Genomic DNA, 19,720 nt, shown 5'->3' with positions numbered 1-19,720 from the left:
GTAGTCGCGCGCAGCGTCACACGCCAGGTGATGTCCCAGTTGGCGCGGTGGTGACATGATGGGTGCCATGTTCGCAACCCTCCACACCTCCGCCGGTGACATCCGCCTCGAACTGCTGCCGAACCACGCGCCGAAGACCGTCGCGAACTTCGTCGGTCTCGCCCGGGGCACGACGACGTGGACCGACCCGCGGACGGGCGCCGAGCGCAACGACCCGCTCTACGACGGCGTCATCTTCCACCGTGTCATCGAGAACTTCATGATCCAGGGCGGCGACCCCCTGGGTACCGGCACCGGCGGCCCCGGCTACACCTTCGACGACGAGATCCACCCGGAGCTGTCGTTCGACCGCAAGTACCTGCTCGCCATGGCCAACGCCGGCAAGCGCCGCAACCCCGTGACCGGAGCGGCCGAGGGCACCAACGGCTCCCAGTTCTTCATCACCACCGCCGAGACGCCGTGGCTCAACGGCAAGCACACCATCTTCGGCGAGGTGGCCGACGACGAGTCCCGCGCGGTGGTCGACGCCGTCAACTCCACCGCGACGCGTCCCGGCGACCGTCCCGTCGAGGACGTCGTCATCCAGAGCGTGACGATCGAGGACTGAGGGGCCCGACCATCAGCACGCCGCCGCACCCGCCGTCGGGTCCCCCGACGGACGCGCCCCCGGTCTGTCCGCGGCACCCCGACCGGGTGTCCTACGTGCGCTGCCAGCGCTGCGGCCGCCCGGCCTGCCCGGAGTGCCAGCGCCCGGCCGCCGTCGGCGTCCAGTGCGTCGACTGCGTGGCCAGCGCGCAGCGCAGCACGCGCAGCGCCCGGACGGTCTTCGGGGCCACGGTGCGGGGCGGCCGGCCGGTCGTCACGCTGACGATCATCGGGTTGTGCGCGGTGAGCTGGATCCTGCAGCTCGCCACCGGCGGCGCCTGGACCCAGGAGTGGGCGTTCTCCCCCGCCACCGGCCAGGTCGAGCCGTGGCGGTTCCTCACCGCGGCGTTCCTGCACTCCACGACCCCGCTGCACATCCTGTTCAACATGTACGCGCTGTGGCTCGTGGGACCGTTCCTCGAGCAGGCGTTCGGTCGCGGACGCTTCATCGCCCTCTACCTGCTGGCCGCGGTCGGCGGGCAGGTGGGCGTGCTGCTGCTCGCCGACCCCACGCAGGACAGCTGGTTCATCGGGGTGGTCGGTGCCTCCGGGGCCGTCTTCGGCCTCTTCGGCGCGATCATCCCGGTCCTGCGACGGCTCGGGAAGAACGCCGGGCAGATCGTCGTGCTCATCGCCATCAACATGGCCCTGCCGCTGTTCGTGCCGAACATCGCGTGGCAGGCGCACCTCGGCGGCCTCGCCGTCGGGCTGGTCATCGGCGCCGGGTACGCGCTGGCCCCGCGCGAGCGGCAGCGCCTCGTCGGGTGGGCGCTGCCGACCGCCGTCGGCGTGGTGCTGGTCGCCGCGGCGACGTGGAAGTACTCCACGGTGCCGACGGTCGCCGGGCTGCTGGGGCTGTTCTGAGCGTCGGTCGGAGGAGCCGTCGTACCGTCATCCCCAGGGATATGCACAGGTGTGGAATCACACCCGTGTCACCTGTACAGCGACGTCACTTCCAGCGCGTGGTCAGCGAGAACCCGGCGATGATGAGCACGAAGCCGACGAGCAGGTTCCAGTTGCCCAGCGCCGGCACCGGCAGGCCGAGGTTCTGGCTCGTCAGGTAGTAGGTGACGATCCAGGCGAGGCCCGCGAGCATGAGGGTCAGCATCGTCGGCACGAGCCAGCGCGGGTTGGCCGAGGACTTCTGCGGCAGCGCCGGCTCCGAGGCGGCGGACTTCTTCTGGGGCTTCTCGGACTTCTCGGACACGGGTCGGCTCCTGTCGGGACGAGGGTGCGACGCCCGAGAGCGAGATCTCGGCACGCCGACGACGGTTCGTCGTCTAGCGTAGTGCTCAGCAGCACTGCTCCGGGCACGATCATGACGAAGGGAGGCCGCTGTGTCATCTCGCATCCGATCCGGGATCACCGTCGCGGTCGTCCTCGCGCTGTCCGGGGTGCTCTTCACCGTCAGCGCGCAGCTCAGCAGCGGCGACGAGAGCCGCCACGCGGAGGACCTGTCCGCGGTCGTCGCCGAGGAGGCCGACCGCGTCGACGCGCTCACCGAGCAGGTGGCCGCCCTCGACGCCGAGATCCAGGCGCTGAGCGAGGCGGTCCCGGGAGACGTGCCGCGCCGCTCCGCCGAGCTGCGGTCGGAGGAGGGCGTCGTCTCCGGCGCCTGGCCGGTCGAGGGACCGGGCATGCGGGTCGCGCTCGAGGACGCGCCGTCGTCGTCCCTGGCCATCGAGAACGTCACGGCGGACGACCTCGTCGTCCACCAGCAGGACGTGCAGCACGTCATCAACGCCCTGTGGGCGGGCGGCGCCGAGGCGATGACGCTCCAGGGCGAGCGCGTGACACCGACCAGCGCCTTCCGCTGCTCGGGGAACATCATGCTGCTGCACGGCAAGGTGTTCTCCCCGCCGTACGTCGTCGAGGCCGTGGGCGACCCGGACCGCCTGCAGTCCGCCCTCGACTCCTCGCCCGGTGTGGCCATCTACCAGGACTACGTGGACTGGATCGACCTCGGGTACGCGGCCGAGCCGCTCGACCGCATCGAGATCCCTGCGGCGTCCGGCGGTCAGGACGTGCAGTTCGCCGACGTGCCCGACGGCACGGACGTGTTCTCGTGAGGCACGCCCCCGCCGACGCCGGCCGTCGCGGCGGCGGCGCGGTCAGCGCGACGATCGGCGTCGTCGGCGAGCTGCTCATCACCGCCGGCGTCGTGCTCGGTCTGTTCGTCGTGTGGCAGCTGTGGTGGACGGACGTCCAGGCCGAGCGCATCCACAGCCAGGTGCTCGCCGAGCTGGACTGGCCCGAGCCCCCCGTCGAGGTGCCGTCCGGCAGCTCCGTCGAGGGGCCCGCCGTCGCCGAGGAGCACCGGGACGACCCGCCCATCATGGGCGAGCCCGCGTTCGGCGAGGTCTTCGCCCAGTACTACGTCCCCCGGTTCGGTGCCGACTACGTCGAGCCGGTCGCCCAGGGGATCGACAAGGCCGAGGTGCTGGACCGGCTCGGCATCGGGCACTATCCCGACACCGCGCTGCCCGGCGACCTCGGCAACTTCTCGGTCGCCGGGCACCGCACCACCTACGGCCGGCCGTTCCACCAGATCGCCGAGCTCCAGGAGGGCGACCCGATCGTGGTGCGGACCGCGAACACCTGGTACGTCTACCGGATGACCTCCTCGCAGATCGTCTGGCCGAACCAGGTCGAGGTCGTCTCCCCGGTCCCCGGTGTCCGGCCGGGCGAGCCCCTGCCCGAGCTGACGCAGCGCTTCCTGACGATGACGGCCTGCCACCCGATGTACTCGGCAGCCCAGCGCTACATCGTGCACGCCGAGCTCGACTACTGGGCCCCGGTGGACGAGGGGATCCCGGCCGAGCTGCTCGACGCCGGTGTCGAGATCCAGGCACTGGCCGACGACGACGCGGGGGTGCGATGATGTACGGCCTGCTGTGGCGCGCCCTGCCCGGTCCGGCCTGGTTCCGGGCGCTCCTGCTCCTGGCACTGTTCGTGGCGGCCGTCTGGGTCTGCTTCGAGTGGGTCTTCCCCTGGTTCTCCGAGTACGTCCCCATCAACGACAACACCGTCGAGGCGCACGCACCATGACCTCCATCCTCGTCGTGGACAACTACGACTCCTTCGTCTACACGATCGTCGGCTACCTGGACCAGCTCGGCGCGAGCACCACCGTCGTGCGCAACGACGCCGTGCCGGAGCCCGACGACCAGGGCCGGTTCCTCGGTGAGGACGGCACGGTCTACGACGGGGTCCTCGTCTCGCCCGGACCCGGGACGCCGAAGGAGGCCGGGGCGTCGGAGGACGTCATCCGGGCCTGCGCGCGGTCCGCGACCCCGATGCTCGGCGTCTGCCTCGGGCACCAGGCGCTCGCCGAGGTCTACGGCGCGACGGTCTCCCACGCTCCCGAGCTGATGCACGGCAAGACCAGCGAGGTCGAGCACGAGGGCACCGGCGTGCTGGCGGGCCTCGGGTCGCCGTTCACCGCGACGAGGTACCACTCCCTCGCCGTCGAGCCGCGCACGGTGCCGGCCGAGCTCGAGGTCACCGGGACCACCGCCGGCGGGGTCGTCATGGGTCTGCAGCACCGCGACCTGCCGCTGCACGGCGTGCAGTTCCACCCCGAGTCGGTGCTGACCGTGGGCGGCCACCGGCTGCTCGCCAACTGGCTGGCCGTGTGCGGCGACGCCGACGCCGTCGAGCGCTCCGCCGGCATGGCGCCCCTGGTGCACACGGCCTGACGCTCCCGCCGCCACCACGGTCCCGTGCGGGCCGGGACCGACCCGCACGGGACCGCGGCTACGGCACCGTGTGCCGCACCGTGGCGCGGTGCTCAGTCGACGGGGTCGGGCTCCACCGGCAGCCAGGCGCCGTCGTCGGACCCGTCGTCCTGGCCCGGCGGCGCGGGTGCGGGCTCCGGCGTGGGCCCGCCGGTGCAGTTCTGGCCCGACTCGCCCGTCGAGACCGTGATCGTGACCTCGGAGCCCTCGTCCACCTCGGTCCCCGCCGCCGGGTCCTGCGCCGAGACGAAGCCCGGGCAGTAGTCCGCCGAGGACGCCGTGGTCTGCACGGCGTTGAGGTTGGCCTGGCTCCCGAGCGCCTGCTGCGCCTCGTCGGCCGACATCCCCACGACGTCGGGCACCTGGACGGTCTCGACCTCGCGCGCCTCGCCGATCGTCAGCGTGACGCGGGTGTCCTGGGCGACCGCGCCCTCGGAGGGCGACTGGTCGACCACGAGCCCGACGTCGTTCGGGTCGTCGACCTCCTGGGTCTCGATGGTCGAGTCCAGGCCCAGGTCGTCGAGCGTCTGCTCTGCGGCGTCGCGCTCCTGGCCGATGAGGTTCGGCAGATCGACCTGGCCGTTGGAGACCGTGAGGTTGACCGAGTCGCCGGGTTCGACCGCCTCGCGCGGGGCCGGGTCGGTCGAGACGACCTCGTCCTCCGCGAAGTCGGCGTTCGCCTCGCGCGTCACGTCCCCGACGACGAGACCGGCCTCCTCGATCTGGTCCTCCGCCTCGCTCAGGGTGGACCCGGTGAGGTCGGGCATCGCGAAGGTCTCGGGACCGCCGGAGAAGAAGACCTGGACGGTCGAGCCCTCCTCGACCTCGGCACCCGCCTCCGGGTCGGTCCGGGTCAGGGTGTTCTCGGGCTCGTCGGAGTCCTCGTCGATCCGTTGGGAGAACACGAGCCCGACGGCCTCCAGGGCCCGTTCCGCCTCGGTCGGACTCATGTCGGAGGTCAGCTCGGGCACCGTGACCGTCTCCGGCGCGGTGTCGCCGCCCCGCAGCAGGAAGAACAGGATCGCCGCGATCGCGAGCACGCCGATGACGATGAGGGTCCACATCAGGCCCTTGCGGCTCGGCTTCTCCTCCTCGGGCGGCACCGCCGCACCGGTCGCGGTCTGGTCCGCGGGCAGACCGGTCGGGCCCCACGGGGACTGCTGGGCCGGGTCCATGACCTGGGTGGAGCCGGGGTCGCCGAGGACCTGGGTCGCGGCGTAGCCGGCGCCGGCCCCCGCGGCGAGCGCGCCGATGGCGGGAGCGCCGATGGCGCCGCCGCGCATCGCGGACTCCAGGTCGGAGCGGAACTCGGCGGCCGAGGAGTACCGCTGGTCGCGGTCCTTCGTCAGGGCCGTGAGCACGATGCGGTCGAGCACCTCGGGCACGTCGTTGGCGAACTCGCTCGGGCGCTGCGCGGCCTGGCCCACGTGCTGGTAGGCGAGCGCGACCGGCGAGTCGCCGATGAACGGCGGACGTCCGGTCAGCAGCTCGAACAGCACGCAGCCGGTGGAGTACAGGTCGCTGCGGGCGTCCACCTGCTCGCCGCGGGCCTGCTCCGGCGAGAGGTACTGCGCGGTGCCGATGACGCCCTGGCCCTGCGTCATGGTCGCGGCGGAGTCGGCGACGGCACGCGCGATGCCGAAGTCCATCACCTTCACGGCACCCGTGGGCGTGATCATGACGTTCGCCGGCTTGATGTCGCGGTGCACGATGCCCGCGTGGTGGGAGTACTCCAGCGCGCTGAGGACGCCGACCGTGATCTCCACGGCCTCCTCGATCGGCACGGCCGCGCCGTCGGCGAGGATGTCGCGAACCGTGTGGCCCTCGACGTACTCCATGACGATGAAGGGGATGTGGACCGACTGGCCGGTGGCGTCGGTGGAGGTGTCCTCCCCGGTGTCGTAGACCGCGACGATCGCCGGGTGGTTGAGCGCGGCGGCGGACTGCGCCTCGCGCCGGAAGCGGGCTAGGAAGGACGGGTCGCGCGCCAGGTCGGAACGCAGCACCTTGATCGCGACCGTGCGGCCGAGGCGTGCGTCGTGGCCGATGTGGACCTCGGCCATGCCGCCACGGCCGATGAGCTCACCGACCTCGTAGCGGCCGGCGAGTACTCGGGGCGTGTTCTCCACCACTCAGTCGTCCTTCTCGGTCGTGGCCGCACCGGCTGGGCGCGGCGGGTCTGGGAGCATCATCCCAGAGTCGGTCACGGTCATCGCCCGCAGGGTCGCGGGCTGTGTCGTGCTGGCGGCCGCCTCGCCGTCGTCCCCACCGGTCAGGCCGCTGATGAGCGTCGCCGCCAGCAGCACCCCGAGCAGCCCGAGCAGGGCCAGCAGGGGCCAGGACATCCGGCCGAGCGCTCCGAGCCGGCGCCCCGTCGTCGTGGACGTGCGCGAGGCCCCCGAGCGGGTGCCTGCCCGCGTCGCGCCGCTGTTCCGTTCGCCCTGCGCGGGGGTGGTGCGTCCCGCGCCGTGCACGTCACGTCGCGCGGGATAGGTCCGCGGCACCGGCGGGCGGCCGTGGTCGCGGCGGGTCCGGGTCGGCATCTCCGGCTGGTCGGGCGTCGAGGTGCCGGCGGACTCCGGTTCCGGGCGCGGCGGCGTCGGGCGACGCTCGGTCGGCCGCGGGGTGCGCTCCGGCTCCTCGGTGCGGGCGTGCCGCACCGGTGCCGGGCGGCCGTTGCGTGCCGCCCGTCGTGCCGACCGGGACCGGGCACCGAGGGGATCCTCGGCGATCTCGCCCGCCAGGGCGTCGAGCTCGTCGGCCAGCTCGGCCCCCGAGGCGGGTCGCTTGCCCGGGTCCTTGGCGAGCATCCGCATGATGACGTCCACCAGTCCCGGGTGCACGGCCTGCGGCAGCGGCGGCACGGCGTTGTTGACGTGCGCGACAGCGATGTCGACCGGCGTCGAGCCCGTGAAGGGACGCTTGCCCGCCGTCGCCTCGTAGGCCACGATGCCCAGCGCGTACAGGTCGGACGCCGGGGTGGCGGCCTGCCCGACGGCCTGCTCCGGCGAGAGGTACTGGGCCGTGCCCATCACCATGCCGGTGGCGGTCATCGTCACCTGGTTGGCCGCCAGCGAGACGCCGAAGTCGGTGATCTTCACCCCGCCGTCGTGCTCGAGGAGGATGTTGCCGGGCTTGACGTCGCGGTGGACCACCTGGGCCTTGTGCGCGTGGTGCAGGCCGCGGGCGGTGGCCGACAGGATCGGCAGCAGCTTGCGCGGCGCCACCACGGGCTCCCGCTCGAGCAGGTCCGCCAGCGGCTCGCCCAGCACCAGCTCCATGACGAGGAAGCCGGCGCCGTCCTGCTCGCCGTAGTCGTACATCTGGGCGATGTTGCGGTGGGACAGCGAGGCGCTGTTGCGGGCCTCCGTGCGCAGGCGGCGCAGGAAGTCCTCGTTGCCGGTGTACTCCTCGCGGAGCACCTTCACGGCCACGTCCCGGCCGAGATACTTGTCGTCGGCGACCCATACCTCGCCCATGCCCCCGACGGCGATGCGCCGGGTCAGGAGGTAGCGGTCCCCGAGGGACAGTCCGGTGGTCGGCCTCATCCGTTCAGCACCGCCTCCATGACGACCCGGGCGATCGGTGCGGACACCTGGCCGCCCGTGGCCTCGGAGGTGCCGATCGAGCCGCCGTTCTCCACGAAGACGGCGACCGCCACCTGCGGGTCGTCGGCCGGGGCGAACCCGGTGAACCAGGTGTGCGGCGGTGCGTCGCTCGTCGTCTGGGCGGTCCCCGTCTTGCCGGCGACGGACACCCCGGAGATCTGCGCCGCCGTGCCGGACCCGCCCTCGACGACGCCGACCATCATGTCGGTGAGCTGGTCGGCGGTGTCGGTCGAGACCGCCCGGCCCAGGCTGTTGGACCGCGTCTCGGAGACGACGTCGAGGTTCTGGTCGCGCACCCGGTCCACCGAGTAGGGCTCCATCACCTCGCCGTCGTTGGCGATCGCGGCCGAGACCATCGCGATCTGCAGCGGGGTGGCGGCCACGTCCCACTGCCCGATGGCGGACTGCGCCACGAACGCGGGGTCGATCGGGGGTGCGGGGAACACGCTGGCGGCGGTGCCGAAGGGCACGGTCATGCCGGACCCGAACCCGAAGGCCTCGGCCTGTTCCTGGAGGGCCTCGTCGCCGAGGGTGACGCCGAGCTCGGCGAACGCGGTGTTGCAGGAGATGCGCAGCGCGTCGGCCAGGCTCTGCTCCCCGGAGGACGAGCAGGAGGTGCCGCCGTAGTTGTTGATCGAGCGGTCCGTCCCGGGCGGGGTGTAGGTGTCGGGGGCGTCGACGACCGTGTCGGCGGTGTACTCCCCGCTCTCGAGGGCCGCGGCGGCGGTGACCAGCTTGAACGTCGACCCCGGGGGGTAGATCTCCGCGGTCGCGCGGCTGTTCAGCGGCTTGTCCTCGGCGTTGGACAGCTCGAGGTAGGCGTCGTTCGCGTCCTTGGTCGAGTGGGTCGCCAGGTCGTTCGGGTCGAACGTCGGCTTGGAGACCAGTGCCAGGATCCGGCCGGTCGACGGCTCGAGCGCGACGACGGCGCCCCGCTGGTCGCCGAGGGCGTCCCAGGCGGCCTGCTGGGCCGCCGGGTCCACGGTGAGCTCGACGGCGGAACCCTGCGGGTCCGTGCCGGTCAGCAGGTTGCGCAGCCGGTCCACCCACAGGGCGTCGGCGGAGCCGGCGAGGAAGTCGTTCTCGGCGCGCTCGATGCCGGAGGTGCCGCTGACCAGCGAGTAGTAGCCCGTCAGCGGGGCGTACAACCGGCCCTGGGTGTACTCGCGCTGGTAGTTCCACTCGTCGTCGACCGGGACGGAGTCCGCCACGGCCTCGCCGCCGACGACGATGGGGCCGCGGTCGGTGCCGAACTGCTCGTACAGCGTGCGCGCGTTGCGGGGGTCGCTGTTCAACGAGTCCGCGGCGAAGAACTGGATCCACGTGGTGGAGACCAGCAGCGCGAGGAACATGACCATGACGATGGAGGCCAGCCGACGTGCGGTCGTGTTCACGGGCGGTCACCTCCTCGCGGGGACTCGGGGTCGGTCGGGTCGAGATGTTCGGTGGGGTCCGACGAACCGGTGGTGCCGGTGGGGCCTCCCCCGTCGCGTTCGGAGACGCTGCGGCGCGGCAGCGCGGTGCCGGCCGCCGGGGTGCCGTCGTCGGGCACCCGCGAGGGGCCGCCGACGGCGGGGGTGCCCGCCACCGGGGTGCCGTCGTCGGGCCCGGCGCCGGCGCCCACGAGCACGGGCTCGCGCTCGTGCGAGACCTGGCCGCGCACCGGCAGGTCGGACGGGCGGCGTGCGCTGTCGGAGATGCGCAGCAGCAGGGCGATGACGATCCAGTTGGCCAGCAGCGACGAACCGCCCTGGGCCATGAACGGCAGGGTCAGACCGGTCAGCGGGATGATGCGCGTGATGCCGCCGACCACGACGAAGATCTGCAGCGCCATGACGAACGCGAGGCCGGCGGCCAGCAGCTTGCCGAAGCCGTCCCGCACCGTCAGGGCTGACTTGAAGCCGCGCTGGACGATGAGCAGGTAGGTCAGCAGGATGGCGGCCAGGCCCGTCAGCCCGAGCTCCTCGCCGAGGGCGGCGAAGATGAAGTCCGAGTAGGCGTACGGGATCTGGAAGGGGCGGCCCTCGCCCCAGCCGGTGCCGAACAGGCCGCCGTTGGCCATCGAGAACATGCCCTGGACGAGCTGGAACGACCCACCGACCTCCCGGTCGTACTGCTCGGCGTCCAGGGGGTGCAGCCACACGTCGATACGTGCTCCGACGTGCGGGAACAGCCGGGCCGCGGAGATCGCTCCCACCGCGAACAGGGTCATGCCGAGCACGATCCAGCTCGAGCGGGCGGTGGCCTGGTACAGCATGGCGACGAAGAGGCCGAAGAACAGCAGCGACGTACCCAGGTCGCGCTGGAAGACCAGGATCACCAGGGAGACGCCCCAGACGAGCATGATCGGGCCGAGGTCGCTGAGCCGCGGCAGGTGCAGGCCCAGGACCTTCGGCCCGGCCAGCGCGAGCGTGTCCCGGTTGACCACGAGGTAGCCCGCGAAGAACACGGCCAGCGCGATCTTGGCGAACTCGGCGGGCTGCAGCGAGAAGCCGCCGACGGAGATCCAGATGCGGGCGCCGTTGATCTGCTCGCCGAGGCCGGGGATCAGCGGCAGGGACACCAGCAGCAGACCGACGAGCATGAAGATGTAGGTGTACCGGCGCAGCCAGCGGTGGTCGCGCAGCAGCCACAGGAGCGTGAACGCGACGACGGCGCCCAGCAGCGACGCGGTCATGTTGCCGGCGGCGTCGGCCGGGGCCATGCCGGCGGCGCCGGAGATCTCCAGCCGCCAGATCATCGACAGCCCGATGCCGTTGAGCAGCACGACGGCGGGCAGGATCACCTGGTCCGACCACGGCGCGCGGAACCGCAGGACGAGGTGGGCGACGAGCGCGGTCGCGGCGAGGAGGGCGCTGCGCCACCAGAAGCTGTCGGGCAGCTCGTCGCGGATCGACAGCCCGACCATCGCGTAGCCGCCCATCCCGCCGGCGAGCGCGAGCAGGAGCAGGAAGACCTCGGCCAGGCGCAGGGGGCGACGTTGGCGAGGCGCCACCGTGGAGTCCGCGCTCACGCGTCACCCTCCCCCGCGGCCTGCGCCGGCTCCTGGCTCGGCGAGGAGCCGGGACGCGGGCTGGGCCCGTCGGAGGGACTCGGGGACGGGGAGCTGCTGGGGGAAGGGGCCGGGACGGGCGTGGGGGCGGCCTCCTCGGCGAGGCGGTCGGCCCGCTCCAGGGCCTCGTCCAGGGACTCGGCGCGGATCGAGCCGTCGAGCCGCTCGATCCAGTAGGCCGGCAGGTCGTCGACGGACGTGCTCGTCACCTCGACGGCCCGCGACAGGGAGATCGGGCCCGCGTCCTGCGGGATGCCCTGGTAGACGGCGACCTGGCCGTCGGCCACGCCGAGGTAGTACTGGTCCTGCGTCCAGCCGTAGGCCCACCAGCCGCCGAACCCCAGGCCGGCCAGGACGAGCAGCGTGACGAGCACGCCGACCCACGGGCGACGACGGGGTCGGACGTCGTCGCTCGACTCGTCCTCGTCCTCCTCCTCGTCCTCGTCGTGGGGAGCGGGGGCGGCCGGTGCGGCCTCGGCGGCCGCGGGCTCCGGGCCGGTCTCGCGGGTGACGGGTGCGGCGACGTCCGTGGCGGCGGCCCCCACGACCTGGGTGGTGTCGGCCGGCGGCGGGACGACCTCGTCGTCGACGAGGTCCGCGACCACGACCGTGATGTTGTCGGTGCTGCCGGCCGTCATCGCCAGGGTGATGAGCAGGTCGGCCGCCTCGTCGGGCGACTCGCACTCGCCGAGGACCTCGGTGATCTGGTCGACGGGGACGAACCCGGACAGGCCGTCGGAGCAGAGCAGCCACCGGTCCCCCGCGCGCGCCTCGCGGATGGACATGTCGGGCGTCAGGTCGACGTCGAAGTCGCCGAGGACCCGCATCACGACGTTGCGCTGGGGGTGCGTCTCGGCCTCGTCCGGCGAGATCCGGCCGGTGTCCACGAGGTGCTGGACGAAGGTGTGGTCGACCGTGACCTGCGTGAGGGTGCCGTCGCGCAGCAGGTAGGCGCGCGAGTCGCCGAGGTGCGCCATCGCCAGCGTGTTGCCCGAGCGCAGCAGGGCGGTGACGGTGGTGCCCATGCCGGCCAGGTCGGGATCGATCTCCGAGGCGTGCACGAGGTCCTGCCGGGCGCGCTCGACAGTCTCCTCCAGGTCGTGCAGCGCCTGGTCGGGACCGTGCTCGGGGGTGTCCAGCGGGGCGAGGGCCGAGATCGCCAGGCTGGAGGCGATGTCGCCGCCGGCGTGCCCGCCCATCCCGTCGGCGACGACCAGGAGGTTCGGGCCGGCGTAGGCCGAGTCCTGGTTGTCGTGGCGCACCAGCCCGACGTCGGAGCGCGCGGCGTAGCGCAGGGCGAGGGTCACGGGGCCGTCACTCCTGCAGCTCGACGACGGACCGGCCGATCTGCACTCCGACGCCGGGACCCAGGCGGGTCGGCGCCGAGACGCGCTGGTCACCGAGGTAGGTGCCGTTCGTCGACCCCAGGTCCTCGACGTACCACTGGTCGCCCTGCGGGAAGATCCGCGCGTGCCGGGAGGAGGAGTAGTCGTCGTCCAGCACGAGCGTGCAGCTCGGGGCGCGGCCGATGAGGATCGACGAGCCGGACAGCGGCAGCGTGGTGCCGGTCAGCGGTCCCTGCGTCACGACCAGGCGGGTGGGACCCGACGGTGCGGCGCCGCGGGGGGAGGGCGTCGGCGCGGCCGCCGGGGCGCCGTCGTCGGACTTCTTGCGCGCACGGGGCGTGCCGCGCAGCGCGAGGTCGCGGCGGAGCACGGCCACCGCGGAGAGCACGAACACCCAGAGCAGCACCAGGTATCCCAGCCGCAGCAGGGTGAACGTCAGCTCGCTCATCCGGGGCGGATCACCACTCCTCGTTCGTGCGTCCGGCCGAGGTGCCGGTCCAGAACATGATCCGGGTCCGGCCGATGGTCAGGGTGTTGCCGTCCAGCAGGGTGGCTGCGGGGACCTGATGACCCTCGACGAAGAGCCCGTTGGTGGATCCGAGGTCGGTGGCGACGACGCCCTCGGGGGTCACGCGGATCTCCAGGTGGCGCCGGGAGACCCCCGGGTCGTCGACGACGATGTCGGCCTCGGCGTCGCGGCCGATGACCGTGACGGGGCCGGTGAGCAGGTAGCGCTGACCGTCGATGTCGATGAGGGGGTGGCGGGTGCTGGGTGCGGGGTTGGTCGCCGGCGCGACGTTGCCGCGGACCGTGGCCGAGCGCAGCTGGAACCGTCCGCGGGTGAGCTGCTCGTCGCGCTCGAAGGACACGCTGACGGGTCCGACGAACGCGTAGTGCTGGGACGACGCGTACTCGGTGAGGTTGGTGGCGAGCTCGTCCGCCAGGGTCTCCGCACCCCACGACTGCACGTGGTCGAAGTCCTCCGGCCCGAGCTCGATGGTGAACTCGTTCGGTGCGACGGTCCGGTCGTGGCCGACGACGGCGGCACGGTCGTCGATCTCGCGCCGCAGCCGGCTCGCCAGCTCGACCGCCTTGACCTCGCTGCCGCGTCCCACCTTCGCGAACGCGTTGTTCATGACCCGCTCGACGCTCTTCTCGAATCGGTCCAGCGCTCCCATGCCACCTCCTTCCGTCAGCCCGTCGTGTGCGGGCAGACTATCCAGATCGTAGGCAACGGTGCACCACCCGCGCCCACGAACCTGTGGATTTCGTGCGAATCCCTGGGGCAGAGGTGGTCCCCAGGTCACAGGGGGATCACGATGCGGGGCTTCTCCTTGCCGTCGGTCGGTCCGAGGGTGAGCGGACGGTCCTGTCCGGGTGGTTGCTGAGCGGTCGACGTCGCGTCCGGTCAGCCTTCGACCGCTGATGCCTGACCGGCTGACCCGTCGCGGCCCGAGGTCCCGCCGAACCTCGCGGTGCGGTGTGACGCACGTCGCCGCCGGAGGCCCTGGATCGGGTTGGGATCCGGGGGTCGGTGCGTGCTAATCTGCTCCGGCAAGCGCGAGTGGCGGAATAGGCAGACGCGCACGGTTCAGGTCCGTGTGCCCGAGAGGGCGTGGGGGTTCAACTCCCCCCTCGCGCACGTTGGACTGTTCTCGGTATCGAGGGCGGTTGAGCTGCGAAAAGTCCCGGCCGGGGTAACCCGGCCGGGACTTTTGTCGTTTCTGGGCGGTTCGCGCAGGGCTCTAGAGGTTGGCGCTGTGCTGGCGTGGGCCTGGTCGGCGGTCCGACGGCGGTTGTGGCTGTGTGTGGCGCTGTCTCGGGGTGCTCCGGCCCGGCGCGGGGCGTGCTGGTCCGTCCGGCGGGTGCCGGTAGGTGTCAGGTGGTCGGGTTGTGGCGGGTCGCGGCGGCCTTGCCGGGTGGTCCTCGGTGCGGGTTCGGCGCCGAGCGGGTGGTGTAGCCCATCGGTCGGTCGTCCGGTGGTTCGCCGAGCGTGGCTTACCAGGGCTCGGTTATGCCGGCGGCGACGTACCAGCGGTGCAGCTCGCAGGCGTTGTAGGCAGCCAGGACGAAGGCGAGCAGCAGGGCGGTCGGGTTCAGCCGGCGGACCCGGATGAAGCCGTGGTTGACGTCGGCGTCGTGGACGCGGATGCGGGAGTTGAGGCCCTCGATCCGGTTGCGGCGGTGGTAGGAGCGGGACGAGACGGTCAGGGCAGACCGGCACGCTCCGACGTTCTGTGTCGGCAGGATCCGAGTTTCGGGGGCGGCAGATTCCGACTCGGGGTAGCGGCAGATTCCGACCTGCGGCTACGTTGGGGTGCGTGACCAGCCTGATCGCACGCCGACTGACCCGAGTTGTCCGCGACCGCTCGGCGACCACTCCGGTGCTTCTTCTCGAAGGGCCCCGTGGTGTGGGCAAGTCGACGCTGCTGGATGGGCTGGCGGCCGAGTCGGATGCCGTCGTGATCGACCTGGATCGAGAGGACTACCTCCAGCTCGCACTGAACAGCCCGTCTGCAGTCGTCGGAGAGGACACGCCGGTGCTCATCGACGAGTACCAGAAGGCTCCGTCGTTGCTGGACGCGATCAAGGCTCGCCTCAACCACGAGACGCGGCCGGGCATGTTCGTGCTTGCCGGCTCGGCGAGCTACGACTCTTTGCCGCAAGGCACGCAAGCCCTGACAGGGCGCATCCAGCGCCTACCCGTCATGCCCTTGACGCAGGCCGAGCTCGATGCGACAGGCAACGATCTCATCGCGCGCGCTTTCGAGGGAGACGTCGAGCACCACGTCCGGACTGCCACCGCGTCGCGGGACGAGTATGTCGATCGCGTGATGCGAGGCGGGATGCCGCTTGCGCTTGCGCAACCTACCGAGGCCGACCGGTCCCGCTGGTTCGAGGCGCACGTGGGGCAGTCGATCCAACGAGACGCCGGCGAGCTGCGGCGCATCGGCAGAAAATCTGACCTCCGGGACGTGCTCACGCGCACCGCCGGGCAGACGGCCAGCGTCCTCAACGTCTCGAAGGTCGCCAGTGACGTTGCTCCGTCGTGGGACACGACCTCCGCCTACATCGAGCTCCTCGAGTCGCTGTTCCTCGTCCGTCGGCTCCCCGCATGGGGCATGACCGTCCTGCCAAGGAGCATCGAGTCTCCCAAGGTCCACGTCGTCGACTCCGGAATCGGCGCGCACCTGCTGCGGCTGAGCGCAGCGAAGATGAAGCGACTCGACCCGTCCTCGCTCACGGAGTTCGGCCACCTGCTCGAGTCCTTCGTCGTCCAGGATGCGATCCGGCAGACGACGTGGATGGACGCCCCTGTCTCGGCCGGGTACTGGCGCACCCGGGACAACGTCGAGGTCGACCTGGTTCTTGAGCGCCACGACGGTGCGGTCGTCGCCATCGAGGTGAAGGCGGGGGATCACGTCAAGCGGACACAGCTCTCGCCGCTGGTCGCCCTGCGCGATCGTCTGGGGTCGTCCTTCGCAGCCGGGATCACGTTCTACACGGGCGGGACCGGATACGAGGTGGACGACCGGATTCACGTGCTCCCGATCGAGCGACTGTGGACCTGACTCCTCGACGCCGGTCAAGGCGGCGCTACGCGAAGCGGGTGTGCCTGGGAGGGCCTCGGAGGTGTGCCTGGTTCGCTTGAGATCGCTGACTCCCTGCTGGTCAGCGACTTCCCGAGATCAGCCACGTTGGACTGTTCTCGTTTTCGAGAGCGGTTGAGCTGCGAAAAGTCCCGGCCGGGGTGACCCGGCCGGGATCTTTGTCGTTTCTGGATGGTTCGCGCGGGGCTCTGGAGGTTGGCGCTGTGCTGGCGTGGGCCTGGTCGGCGATATGAGTCAAGAGATGATCGGAGTCGCCCCGGCGTGTCCGGAGACTCGGTGGGTTGCGTCAGGCCGCGTCGGCTTGGCGCTTTCTGTGACTGTAGTAGAACGCTTCGGCCTCGAGGGGTGTGAGGTCGTCGATCGAGCCGTGGGTGCGCTCGGTGTTGAACCAGTGCACCCAGTCCAGTGTCTCGATCTCGACGTGGTCGCGGCCCTTCCAGGGGCCTTCGCGGTGGATGAGCTCGGTCTTGTAGAGCCCGATCTGGGACTCGGCAAGCGCGTTGTCGTACGCGTCGCCGACCGAGCCGACCGAGCCGACCGAGGCGTCGATGCCGTGTTCGACGAGCCGGTCGGTGAACGCGATGGAGGTGTACTGCCCGGGCTCAACCGGTGGTCGCAACACCCGAGGTCAGGAGGGTGTCGTGGGACGACCGTCGAGATGGGTGACGGAGGTGGCCAAGCGGGGGCCGATGCGGTCTCCGGGACATCCGGGCCATCAGCGCGCGGTGGAGCGCGCGTTCTGGGATGAGGTCGCGATGGGGAAGCTGCCGCGGGAGGCCGCCGAAGCCGTGGGCGTGGCGCAGGCCGTGGGGCAGCGGTGGTTCCGCCACGCTGGCGGGATGACGCCATACTCCTGGCCTGCCCCGTCGGGCCGGTACCTGTCGTTCGCAGAGCGAGAGGAGATCGCGATCCTCAACGCGCTCGGCAAGGGCGTTCGCGAGATCGCCGGCGCGCTCGGGCGGAGCCCGTCAACGATCTCGAGGGAGCTGCGCCGCAACGCGGCAACCCGCAGCGGCAAGGTCGAGTACCGGGCGTCGGTGGCGCAGTGGAAGGCGGAGCTGTACGCCCGCCGACCCAAGGCCGCAAAGCTCGCGACGAACCCCGAGCTACGGAAGTACGTCGAGGAACGCCTCGCCGGTCAGATCCGCCTGCCGAACGGTGAGATCGTGCCCGGTCCGACAGAGCGGGAGTGGAAGGGGCTGAACAAGCCGCACCGTCAGGATCGCCGGTGGGTCAACGCGTGGAGCCCCGAGCAGATCTCACACCGGCTCAAGATCGACCACCCCGATGATGAGTCCATGCGGATCAGCCACGAGGCGATCTACCAGGCCCTGTTCATCGAGGCCAGGGGCGCGCTCAAGCGCGAACTCATCCTCTGCCTGCGCACCGGTCGGGCGCTGCGCATGCCTCGCGCCCGCTCCAAGCGAGTGGCCTGGGCGCACGTCACCCCCGACGTCCTGATCAGCGAGAGGCCCGCAGAGGCAGACGACCGGGCCGTTCCAGGTCATCACGAGGGCGATCTGATCATCGGGATCAACAGGTCAGCGATCGGGACCGTCGTCGAGCGCACCACGGGCTTCACGACGCTCGTCCATCTACCGCGAGAGGTCGGGTGGCGCGAGCAGCCCCTCGTCAAGAACGGGGTCGCGCTCTCGGGCTACGGCGCCATCTCGATGAACAAGGCGCTGGCGGCGGCGCTGGCATCGATGCCTGAGGATCTGAAGCGGTCACTGACCTGGGACCGCGGCAAGGAGATGTCGGCCCACGCGCAGTTCACCATCGACACCGGCCTGAAGGTCTACTTCGCCGACCCCCGCAGCCCTTGGCAGCGCGGGACGAACGAGAACACCAACGGGCTGCTGCGCCAGTACTTCCCCAAGGGCACCGACCTCGCCCGGTGGAGACCGGATGACCTCCAGGCCGTCGCTCACGCTCTGAACACCCGCCCCCGCAAGAGACTCGGCTGGCGCACCCCCGCCGAAGCCTGGAACGAGCACCTACTATCCCTGGAACAGCAACGTGTTGCGACGACCAGTTGAATCCGCCCTGGGAGCCGGCGTCGGTGTGGTGGACCAGCCCGGACAGGTCGGTCACGCCCTGGGTGCGGCGGGTCCACATCGCCATCTCCAGGCAGTCCAGGACCAGATCGGTGCGCATCGAGGTGGCTGCACGCCAGCCCAGGATCCGACGGGAATGGACGTCGAAGACGAACGCGACGTAGACCATGCCCGACCAGGTGGGCACGTAGGTGAAGTCCGCGACCCACAGCTGGTCGGGAGCGAACGCCGCGAAGTGCCGGTCCACCAGGTCGGCGGGTCTGGCCGCCTTGGCATCGGCGACTGTGGTGACCGGGCGCCGGCCCCGCACCGCGCCGGTGATGCCCAGCTCGCGCATCAGGCGTTCCACGGTGCAGCGGGCGACCTCGTGCCCGTTCCTGCGAAGCCGGAGCCATAGCTTGCGGGCGCCCAGGATGCCGCGCTTGGACCACTCGGCCCAGATCGCGGACTTCAGCTCGGCGTCACGCACCGCCCGCTTGGACGGGCCACGATCGCGGGCCTCGTAGTACGTCGACGGGGCGATCTTGATGCCGTGCTCACCGAGCACGGCGCAGATCGGCTCGACTCCCCACCGCAGGCCACCCTCGCGGCTGTCCTTGTGGCTGCTGACGAACGCCACTATCTCGTCGAGGGCCGGTCGAGCTCGGCCGCGAAGAAAGCCGACGCCGCCTTGAGGATCTCGTTCGCCCGGCGCAGCTCGGCGTTCTCGCGCCGCAGCCGCTTGAGCTCTGCGGACTCCTCGGTGCTGACCCCGGGCCGCTGACCCGAGTCGACCTGGGCCTGGCGCACCCACTTGCGCACCGACTCCGTGCTAGTGACCCCGAGCCTGGTCGCGACCGCACGGATCGCTTCGTACTCCGAGCCGTAGTTCGGTCGCACCTCAGCGACCATCCGCACCGCTCGCTCACGCAGCTCCGGCGGGTACTTCGAGGGACGTGCCATAACCAGCATCCTTCCAAGGAATCTGGTCTCCGGACACGCCGGGGCGACTCAGTCGGGTTCAGCCGGCGGACCTGGATGAAGCCGTGGTTGACGTCGGCGTCGTGGACGCGGATGCGGGAGTTGAGGCCCTCGGGGCGTGACTGTCCTGCCCAGGAGTATCGAGTCTCCCAAGATCCACGTCGTCGACTCGGGGATCGGCGCTTACACCCTGCGCCTGAGCGCCGCGAATATGAAGCGCCTCGACCACTCCTCCCTCGCGGAGTTCGGTCATCTGCTCGAGTCCTTCGTCGTCCAGGATGCGATCCGGCAGACGACATGGGTGGATTGCCCGGTCTCAGCCGGGTACTGGCGCACCAGGGACAACGTCGAGGTCGATCTGGTCCTGGAGCGCCACGACGGTGCGGTCGTCGCCATCGACGTCGAGGCAGGGGATCACGTCAAGCGGACGCACCTCGCACCGCTGGTCGCCCTGCGCGATCGCCTGGGATCATCCTTCGTCGCCGGGGTCACGTTCTGCACGGTTGCGACGGGATGCGAGGTGGACGACCGGATACGAGGTGGACGACAGGGTTCACGTGCTCCCGATCGAGCGCCTCTGGACCTGACTCGTCCCCACAGATCCTGCGACGTCCCGTCGACGACGGTGGGCTGCCGTGCCCCTTCGTGTGGACCCACCGGCGCCGAGGGTGTGCTCATCGTGCCGGCGCCGCGAACTGGCTGAA

At 71.1% G+C, this 19,720-nt stretch carries 18 protein-coding genes, 1 tRNA gene and 2 pseudogenes; 10 read left to right on the top strand and 11 right to left on the bottom strand.

What is annotated here, in order from left to right; all coding sequences use genetic code 11:
• Window positions 1–67 precede the first annotated feature (67 nt).
• Window positions 68–607 carry a peptidylprolyl isomerase gene (locus V5O49_RS02855; RefSeq protein ID WP_332900911.1) on the top strand — a complete coding sequence of 180 codons (540 nt, stop codon included), beginning with the start codon at window positions 68–70 and terminating at the stop codon, window positions 605–607.
• 91 nt (window positions 608–698) lie between these two features.
• Here V5O49_RS02855 and V5O49_RS02850 read toward each other — a convergent pair whose 3' ends face one another.
• The gene (locus V5O49_RS02850) at window positions 699–863 is read right to left on the bottom strand and encodes a hypothetical protein (RefSeq protein ID WP_332900910.1); all 165 of its coding nucleotides are present in this window, start codon (window positions 861–863) and stop codon (window positions 699–701) included.
• A 25-nt stretch (window positions 864–888) separates the two neighbouring features.
• Here V5O49_RS02850 and V5O49_RS02845 point away from each other — a divergent pair, with 25 nt between their 5' ends.
• Window positions 889–1,509 carry a rhomboid family intramembrane serine protease gene (locus V5O49_RS02845; RefSeq protein WP_332900909.1) on the top strand — a complete coding sequence of 207 codons (621 nt, stop codon included), beginning with the start codon at window positions 889–891 and terminating at the stop codon, window positions 1,507–1,509.
• 85 nt (window positions 1,510–1,594) lie between these two features.
• Here the strand turns inward: V5O49_RS02845 and V5O49_RS02840 are convergent, their stop codons facing one another.
• Window positions 1,595–1,852, bottom strand: coding sequence for a cell division protein CrgA (locus V5O49_RS02840; protein ID WP_278235912.1), 258 nt, complete (start codon window positions 1,850–1,852; stop codon window positions 1,595–1,597).
• Between the two features lie 130 nt (window positions 1,853–1,982).
• On the opposite strand from V5O49_RS02840, the gene V5O49_RS02835 reads away from it, so the two are divergent.
• From V5O49_RS02835 to V5O49_RS02820, 4 genes are read left to right on the top strand one after another with little or no spacing between them, the layout of a single operon-like run.
• Window positions 1,983–2,714 carry a DUF881 domain-containing protein gene (locus V5O49_RS02835; protein ID WP_332900908.1) on the top strand — a complete coding sequence of 244 codons (732 nt, stop codon included), beginning with the start codon at window positions 1,983–1,985 and terminating at the stop codon, window positions 2,712–2,714.
• Window positions 2,711–3,526, top strand: a complete 816-nt coding sequence (locus V5O49_RS02830; protein WP_332900907.1) for a class E sortase — start codon at window positions 2,711–2,713, stop codon at window positions 3,524–3,526. Before V5O49_RS02835 ends, V5O49_RS02830 begins: the two co-directional genes overlap by 4 nt.
• Window positions 3,523–3,693, top strand: a complete 171-nt coding sequence (locus V5O49_RS02825) for a hypothetical protein (protein WP_278237581.1) — start codon at window positions 3,523–3,525, stop codon at window positions 3,691–3,693. Before V5O49_RS02830 ends, V5O49_RS02825 begins: the two co-directional genes overlap by 4 nt.
• A complete protein-coding gene (locus tag V5O49_RS02820; protein ID WP_332900906.1) occupies window positions 3,690–4,343 on the top strand; it encodes an aminodeoxychorismate/anthranilate synthase component II in 654 nt (217 codons plus the stop codon). The genes V5O49_RS02825 and V5O49_RS02820 overlap by 4 nt, the downstream gene beginning before the upstream one ends.
• Before the next feature lie 92 nt (window positions 4,344–4,435).
• Here V5O49_RS02820 and pknB read toward each other — a convergent pair whose 3' ends face one another.
• Genes pknB through V5O49_RS02785 form a run of 7 tightly spaced genes read right to left on the bottom strand, consistent with a single transcriptional unit; the run spans window position 4,436 to window position 13,566 of the window.
• Window positions 4,436–6,514, bottom strand: a complete 2,079-nt coding sequence (gene pknB / locus V5O49_RS02815; protein ID WP_405001129.1) for a Stk1 family PASTA domain-containing Ser/Thr kinase — start codon at window positions 6,512–6,514, stop codon at window positions 4,436–4,438.
• The gene (locus V5O49_RS02810; protein ID WP_332900904.1) at window positions 6,515–7,930 is read right to left on the bottom strand and encodes a serine/threonine-protein kinase; all 1,416 of its coding nucleotides are present in this window, start codon (window positions 7,928–7,930) and stop codon (window positions 6,515–6,517) included.
• Window positions 7,927–9,384 carry a peptidoglycan D,D-transpeptidase FtsI family protein gene (locus V5O49_RS02805; protein WP_332900903.1) on the bottom strand — a complete coding sequence of 486 codons (1,458 nt, stop codon included), beginning with the start codon at window positions 9,382–9,384 and terminating at the stop codon, window positions 7,927–7,929. Before V5O49_RS02805 ends, V5O49_RS02810 begins: the two co-directional genes overlap by 4 nt.
• Window positions 9,381–11,003, bottom strand: coding sequence for an FtsW/RodA/SpoVE family cell cycle protein (locus V5O49_RS02800; protein WP_332900902.1), 1,623 nt, complete (start codon window positions 11,001–11,003; stop codon window positions 9,381–9,383). Before V5O49_RS02800 ends, V5O49_RS02805 begins: the two co-directional genes overlap by 4 nt.
• The gene (locus V5O49_RS02795; protein ID WP_332900901.1) at window positions 11,000–12,349 is read right to left on the bottom strand and encodes a PP2C family protein-serine/threonine phosphatase; all 1,350 of its coding nucleotides are present in this window, start codon (window positions 12,347–12,349) and stop codon (window positions 11,000–11,002) included. Before V5O49_RS02795 ends, V5O49_RS02800 begins: the two co-directional genes overlap by 4 nt.
• Before the next feature lie 7 nt (window positions 12,350–12,356).
• Window positions 12,357–12,836, bottom strand: coding sequence for an FHA domain-containing protein FhaB/FipA (locus V5O49_RS02790; protein ID WP_332900900.1), 480 nt, complete (start codon window positions 12,834–12,836; stop codon window positions 12,357–12,359).
• 10 nt (window positions 12,837–12,846) lie between these two features.
• The gene (locus tag V5O49_RS02785; RefSeq protein ID WP_278235922.1) at window positions 12,847–13,566 is read right to left on the bottom strand and encodes an FhaA domain-containing protein; all 720 of its coding nucleotides are present in this window, start codon (window positions 13,564–13,566) and stop codon (window positions 12,847–12,849) included.
• 380 nt (window positions 13,567–13,946) lie between these two features.
• Between V5O49_RS02785 and V5O49_RS02780 the strand changes: the two genes are divergently transcribed.
• A tRNA-Leu gene (locus V5O49_RS02780) sits at window positions 13,947–14,030 on the top strand.
• A gap of 679 nt (window positions 14,031–14,709) precedes the next feature.
• A complete protein-coding gene (locus V5O49_RS02775) occupies window positions 14,710–15,960 on the top strand; it encodes an ATP-binding protein (RefSeq protein ID WP_332900899.1) in 1,251 nt (416 codons plus the stop codon).
• A 325-nt stretch (window positions 15,961–16,285) separates the two neighbouring features.
• Here the strand turns inward: V5O49_RS02775 and V5O49_RS02770 are convergent.
• Window positions 16,286–16,594: pseudogene (locus V5O49_RS02770) on the bottom strand (integrase core domain-containing protein); the annotation flags it as partial.
• 94 nt (window positions 16,595–16,688) lie between these two features.
• Between V5O49_RS02770 and V5O49_RS02765 the strand changes: the two are divergent.
• Complete coding sequence (locus V5O49_RS02765) at window positions 16,689–18,038, top strand: IS30 family transposase (RefSeq protein WP_332900984.1); 1,350 nt, start codon at window positions 16,689–16,691, stop codon at window positions 18,036–18,038.
• Between the two features lie 7 nt (window positions 18,039–18,045).
• On the opposite strand, the pseudogene V5O49_RS02760 reads toward V5O49_RS02765, so the two are convergent.
• Window positions 18,046–18,998, bottom strand: a pseudogene (locus tag V5O49_RS02760) (IS3 family transposase); the annotation flags it as partial.
• A 136-nt stretch (window positions 18,999–19,134) separates the two neighbouring features.
• Here V5O49_RS02760 and V5O49_RS02755 point away from each other — a divergent pair.
• Window positions 19,135–19,719 (top strand): DUF4143 domain-containing protein, encoded by a 585-nt coding sequence (locus V5O49_RS02755; protein ID WP_332900898.1) that lies wholly within the window; start codon window positions 19,135–19,137, stop codon window positions 19,717–19,719.
• Window position 19,720 lies beyond the last annotated feature (1 nt).

This window comes from Isoptericola haloaureus (assembly GCF_036689775.1).
Taxonomy (GTDB): domain Bacteria; phylum Actinomycetota; class Actinomycetes; order Actinomycetales; family Cellulomonadaceae; genus Isoptericola; species Isoptericola haloaureus.
This window is presented reverse-complemented; position numbering and strand designations above follow the sequence as displayed.

What these genes read in the sequence shown, in the direction of transcription:
- V5O49_RS02855 (WP_332900911.1), top strand. Translation starts at nt 68, where the DNA reads ATGTTCGCAACCCTCCACACCTCCGCCGGTGACATCCGCCTCGAACTG.
- V5O49_RS02825 (WP_278237581.1), top strand. Translation starts at nt 3,523, where the DNA reads ATGATGTACGGCCTGCTGTGGCGCGCCCTGCCCGGTCCGGCCTGGTTC.
- V5O49_RS02820 (WP_332900906.1), top strand. Translation starts at nt 3,690, where the DNA reads ATGACCTCCATCCTCGTCGTGGACAACTACGACTCCTTCGTCTACACG.
- V5O49_RS02810 (WP_332900904.1), bottom strand. Translation starts at nt 7,930, where the DNA reads ATGAGGCCGACCACCGGACTGTCCCTCGGGGACCGCTACCTCCTGACC.
- V5O49_RS02790 (WP_332900900.1), bottom strand. Translation starts at nt 12,836, where the DNA reads ATGAGCGAGCTGACGTTCACCCTGCTGCGGCTGGGATACCTGGTGCTG.
- V5O49_RS02785 (WP_278235922.1), bottom strand. Translation starts at nt 13,566, where the DNA reads ATGGGAGCGCTGGACCGATTCGAGAAGAGCGTCGAGCGGGTCATGAAC.
- V5O49_RS02765 (WP_332900984.1), top strand. Translation starts at nt 16,689, where the DNA reads ATGCGGTCTCCGGGACATCCGGGCCATCAGCGCGCGGTGGAGCGCGCG.